General features: G+C 53.9%; 1 rRNA gene. It reads right to left on the bottom strand.

Annotated features, from left to right (window positions below):
* Positions 1–86 precede the first annotated feature (86 nt).
* Positions 87–1,550, bottom strand: a 16S ribosomal RNA gene (locus VWZ87_RS16660).
* Positions 1,551–2,092: the final 542 nt, after the last annotated feature.

Here is a 2,092-nt window from a genome sequence, read left to right as displayed (position 1 = left end):
ACGATGTGATCAGTTTTGATTACTGATCTTATGCTAAGTGTATCACGAGACAGAGCAAGCTCTGATCTAGCTAGATACATCCTTAGAAAGGAGGTGATCCAGCCGCAGGTTCCCCTACGGCTACCTTGTTACGACTTCACCCCAGTCGCTGAGCTCACCGTGGTCCGCTGCCCCCATTGCTGGTTGGCGCACGGCCTTCGGGTAAACCCAACTCCCATGGTGTGACGGGCGGTGTGTACAAGGCCCGGGAACGTATTCACCGCGTCATGCTGTTACGCGATTACTAGCGATTCCGACTTCATGGGGTCGAGTTGCAGACCCCAATCCGAACTGAGACAGTTTTTTGGGATTAACCCATTGTCACTGCCATTGTAGCACGTGTGTAGCCCAACCCGTAAGGGCCATGAGGACTTGACGTCATCCACACCTTCCTCCCGCTTATCACGGGCAGTTTCCCTAGAGTGCCCAGCCGAACTGCTGGCAACTAAGGATGTGGGTTGCGCTCGTTGCCGGACTTAACCGAACATCTCACGACACGAGCTGACGACAGCCATGCAGCACCTGTCACTCGGCCACCGAAGTGGAAACCAGATCTCTCTGGCGGTCCGAGGATGTCAAGGGTTGGTAAGGTTCTGCGCGTTGCTTCGAATTAAACCACATGCTCCACCGCTTGTGCGGGCCCCCGTCAATTCCTTTGAGTTTTAATCTTGCGACCGTACTCCCCAGGCGGAATGCTTAATCCGTTAGGTGTGTCACCAACAAGCATGCTTGCTGACGACTGGCATTCATCGTTTACGGTGTGGACTACCAGGGTATCTAATCCTGTTTGCTCCCCACACTTTCGCACCTCAGCGTCAGTATCGAGCCAGTGAGCCGCCTTCGCCACTGGTGTTCCTCCGAATATCTACGAATTTCACCTCTACACTCGGAATTCCACTCACCTCTCTCGAACTCAAGACCAGGAGTTTTGGAGGCAGTTCCAGGGTTGAGCCCTGGGATTTCACCCCCAACTTTCTGATCCGCCTACGTGCGCTTTACGCCCAGTAATTCCGAACAACGCTAACCCCCTCCGTATTACCGCGGCTGCTGGCACGGAGTTAGCCGGGGTTTCTTTACCAGATACTGTCATTATCATCTCTGGCGAAAGAGCTTTACGACCCTAAGGCCTTCATCACTCACGCGGCATGGCTGGATCAGGCTTGCGCCCATTGTCCAAGATTCCCCACTGCTGCCTCCCGTAGGAGTCTGGGCCGTGTCTCAGTCCCAGTGTTGCTGATCATCCTCTAAAACCAGCTATAGATCGTAGACTTGGTAGGCCGTTACCCCACCAACTATCTAATCTAACGCGGGCCGATCCTTCTCCGATAAATCTTTCCCCCGAAGGGCGTATAAGGTATTACTCACCGTTTCCAGTGGCTATTCCTTAGAGAAGGGCACGTTCCCACGCGTTACTAACCCGTCCGCCGCTCACCCCGAAGGGCGCGCTCGACTTGCATGTGTTAGGCCTGCCGCCAGCGTTCGTTCTGAGCCAGGATCAAACTCTCAAGTTGAAAAGCACTTACATGCTTATCCTTGACGTTCGAACCTCTGCACATCTTGATTGCACTACCGCCTATTCGGCTACTTGAGCGCGATTAGGCGTGATCCAGACCCGGCTAGGAACCCGGAATTGCAATCATGTTTCTCTGTCTGTTGTGCTTGGTTTCAAAAGAAACCGAAGCCGAACAAGACAGTGAAGCTGACACTTTATTATCGCGCTACCGCTTCGCTACTTGAGCGCAGGGCTTTGCTAAAAGCGTTGATATGAAGAGGTTGATCCATCGAATGAACCAAACCGCCCACATATCTCTTCAGATATCATCAATGTCAAAGAGCATACATCCAGAGACAATAACCAACAGATGCGCCAAATTCCTGACGCGCCCGCCGATCAAACCCTCATAAATGCCACCGTCTTTCCGATGCGTCCAACCGTCTCTCCGGCCCGTCCCAGCGTCTCTCCGCCGCGTTTCCCATCCAATCCAGCGTCCCCGCCGCACCGTCCGGTGTGTCTCAGCAGCGCCTCAGCGCCGCCGGTGAAGGGGGTTCTAAG

It is taken from the genome of Phaeobacter sp. JH20_37, from assembly GCF_048056015.1.
Classification (GTDB): Bacteria; Pseudomonadota; Alphaproteobacteria; order Rhodobacterales; family Rhodobacteraceae; genus Phaeobacter; species Phaeobacter bryozoorum.
The sequence above is the reverse complement of the archived record's forward strand: the minus strand, read 5'-3'. Positions and strand labels throughout refer to the sequence as shown.